Source organism: Pontibacterium sp., assembly GCF_041587635.1.
In the GTDB taxonomy this organism is placed as follows: Bacteria; Pseudomonadota; Gammaproteobacteria; order Pseudomonadales; family Balneatricaceae; genus Pontibacterium.
This window is the reverse complement of sequence record NZ_JBFGYC010000544.1, coordinates 1-2,726: the sequence shown is the minus strand read 5'-3', so window position 1 is coordinate 2,726 and position 2,726 is coordinate 1. Positions and strand designations below refer to the sequence as shown.

Annotated in this window: 2 protein-coding genes and 2 pseudogenes; all 4 read left to right on the top strand. The window is 51.4% G+C overall.

From position 1 onward, the window contains the following. Window positions 1-225 (top strand): annotated as a pseudogene (locus tag ABYW01_RS18765) (N-(5'-phosphoribosyl)anthranilate isomerase); the annotation flags it as partial. Between the two features lie 19 nt (window positions 226-244). After that, complete coding sequence (gene trpB, locus ABYW01_RS18760) at window positions 245-1,429, top strand: tryptophan synthase subunit beta (RefSeq protein ID WP_372835809.1); 1,185 nt, start codon at window positions 245-247, stop codon at window positions 1,427-1,429. A gap of 30 nt (window positions 1,430-1,459) precedes the next feature. Further along, a complete protein-coding gene (gene trpA, locus ABYW01_RS18755; protein ID WP_193951768.1) occupies window positions 1,460-2,266 on the top strand; it encodes a tryptophan synthase subunit alpha in 807 nt (268 codons plus the stop codon). 38 nt (window positions 2,267-2,304) lie between these two features. Next, a pseudogene (locus ABYW01_RS18750) lies at window positions 2,305-2,726 on the top strand (acetyl-CoA carboxylase carboxyl transferase subunit beta); the annotation flags it as partial.

Genomic DNA, 2,726 nt, shown 5'->3' with positions numbered 1-2,726 from the left:
GGCGGAACAGGCGAATCCTTTGACTGGGATCGAATACCAGAAAAAGTAAGAAGTTCGATTGTGTTGGCGGGTGGTCTGAACCCGGACAACATACGTATAGCGGTCGAAACCGTGCGTCCCTTTGCCGTTGATGTCAGCGGTGGCGTAGAAGCCAGCAAAGGGATTAAAGATAAAGAAAAAGTAGTGAAGTTTACTCAAGAGGTTAACCGTGCCTATCAAGACTGATCTTTCCACAATTGCGCAGATGCCCGACGAACGTGGGCACTTTGGTCCCTATGGTGGTCGTTTTGTTTCCGAGACCCTGATGGCTGCCCTGAAACAGCTGGAGGAGACCTATGAGCGTTTATGGCGAGACCCAGACTTTCAGGCCGAATTTGATAACGACCTGGCGCATTACGTAGGTCGTCCTTCACCGCTGTATCATGCGACCCACCTGACAAAGCTTTGTGGTGGCGCACAGATCTATCTGAAGCGTGAAGATCTGAACCACACCGGTGCGCACAAGGTGAATAACACTATCGGTCAGGCACTGTTGGCGAAATACACCGGTAAGCCGCGTGTTATCGCTGAAACAGGTGCCGGACAGCACGGTGTTGCATCGGCGACAGTTGCTGCTCGTTTAGGACTGGAGTGTCAGGTATATATGGGTGCTGAAGACGTTCAGCGTCAGGCACTCAATGTGTATCGCATGAAGCTGCTGGGCGCAGAGGTGATCTCTGTTGAGTCCGGTACGCGCACGCTGAAAGACGCAATGAATGAAGCGATGCGTGATTGGGTCACCAACGTAGACGATACCTTCTATATCATTGGTACTGCTGCAGGTCCTCACCCGTATCCAAAGCTGGTACGTGATTTCCAGTCCGTTATTGGCCGTGAAGCGCGTGATCAGTGTCTGAAACAGGCGGGTCGTTTACCTGATGTGCTGGTTGCATGTGTTGGTGGTGGTTCAAATGCGATTGGGTTGTTCCATCCGTTCATCGAAGACGGCGATGTCCGTATGGTCGGGGTCGAAGCCGGTGGTTACGGTGTTGAAACCGGACAGCATGCGGCACCACTGACGGCGGGTCGTCCCGGCGTACTGCATGGTAACCGTACTTATCTGATGGAAGATGATGCCGGTCAGATCATTGGTACTCACTCTGTATCAGCAGGTCTGGATTATCCGGGTGTAGGCCCTGAACACTCCTACCTGAAAGACACCGGTCGGGCGGAATACGTTGCAATCAATGACGATGAGGCGATGGATGCTTTCCGTACGCTGACCCGTGTTGAGGGTATTATGCCGGCAATTGAGTCCAGTCACGCTGTTGCGCATGCAATGAAGATGGCAAAAGAGATGGACGAAGACCAGATCATCGTTGTGAACCTGTCTGGTCGTGGTGATAAAGATATTCATACTGTCGCACAGCTCGACGGTATTAAGGTCTGAGTTTCAGGCCTGAATAGGACGGTAATGGAAATGAATCGAATTGCAGCGTGTTTTGAACGCCTGAAAGAGCAGGGCCGTCAGGCCCTGATCCCTTATGTAACTGCCGGTGACCCAGCCCCGGGTGTCACTGTTCCATTGATGCATGCGATGGTTGATGCGGGTGCCGATCTGATTGAATTGGGTATCCCTTTCTCTGATCCAATGGCTGATGGCCCAACCATTCAGCTGGCGTGTGAGCGAGCGCTGGAGCACAACACGCGTTTGATCGATGTATTGGCTATGGTGAAAACCTTTCGAGAGAAAGATCAGCAGACCCCGGTTGTGCTGATGGGCTATTTGAACCCAATTGAAGTGCTGGGTTATACATCTTTCGCAGAGCAAGCCGCAGCCGCCGGTATTGATGGTGCGCTTATCGTTGATTTGCCGCCTGAAGAGGCTGAAGGCGAATTTGACAATGCGATGAAAGCCAATGGTTTGGATACGATTTATCTGTTGGCGCCGACAACAGAAGAAAGCCGTATCGAGCAGGTCTGTAATGCGGGCAGTGGCTACTTATACTATGTCTCTGTAAAAGGTGTGACGGGCTCCGCATCTCTGGATGTGCAGGCTGTAGCCGATAAGCTGGACGTGGTACGTAAGTATACAAACCTGCCTGTGGGTGTTGGCTTCGGAATTAAAGATGCTGAGTCTGCAAAGGCAGTATCTGAAGTTGCAGACGGTGTTATCGTCGGCAGTGTACTGGTAAATAAAATTGCCTCGTTGGTCGAGCAGCAGGAAGATATCCCTGCTCAGGTTTCTGCTATCGTAGCGGAACTGCGTACCGCGATGGATGCGTGATTGAACTGACGCTTTAGTAAAGATTTGGAAATACATACATGAGTAACTGGCTGGAAAAAATCGTTCCCTCTCTGGTGCGCAGCGAAACTAAGCGTTCTAACATCCCGGAAGGTTTGTGGAAGAAGTGTCCTAAGTGTGATGCGCCGCTGTATCGTCCTGAGCTGGAAAAAAACCTGAGCGTATGTCCAAAGTGCGATCACCACATGCGTCTCGGCGCACGTAAGCGTTTGGAAGTATTCCTGGATGAGCAGAATCGTACTGAAATCGCGGCCGAAGTTGAGCCAGTGGATCGCCTCAAGTTTAAAGACTCCAAAAAGTATAAAGATCGTCTGACGGCGGCTCAGAAAAATACTGAAGAGAAAGACGCGCTTGTTGCTATGCGTGGTGAGCTCAACGGTCAGCCGGTTGTGGCTGTGGCCTTTGAGTTCCAGTTCATGGGCGGCTCTATGGGTGCGGTTGT